1 protein-coding gene is annotated in these 273 nt (G+C 59.0%); it reads right to left on the reverse strand.

Annotation, left to right across the window (positions count from 1 at the left end):
- A partial coding sequence (locus SB772_RS40890) for an NUDIX domain-containing protein (RefSeq protein ID WP_410838638.1) occupies positions 1 to 244 on the reverse strand: 244 nt, incomplete at its 3' end.
- Positions 245 to 273: the final 29 nt, after the last annotated feature.

Consider the following 273-nt stretch of genomic DNA (forward strand, 5'->3'; position numbering starts at 1 on the left):
AAGTGTTGCTGACGATCTTTTCCGGTTGGAAGTCTCCGGCTTCAGCCGCGAACGCAGTGATGAGCTTTCCTGTGGGCTGCCGGAAAACGCCCAGCAACTCGTAGTTGGCCGGTGGAGGAGGCGAGCCTATTTCTTCCGTGAATTCGCGATGCGCGGCAGCCAGCGCGTCTTCGTCCTCAGCAAATTCACCTTTGGGGATGGACCAGGCATGGTCATCCTTACGGGCCCAGAAAGGGCCGCCCATATGGGCTATCCAGAGCTCCAATTGCCCGG

It is taken from the genome of Paraburkholderia sp. SIMBA_030, from assembly GCF_046535245.1.
Lineage (GTDB): Bacteria > Pseudomonadota > Gammaproteobacteria > Burkholderiales > Burkholderiaceae > Paraburkholderia.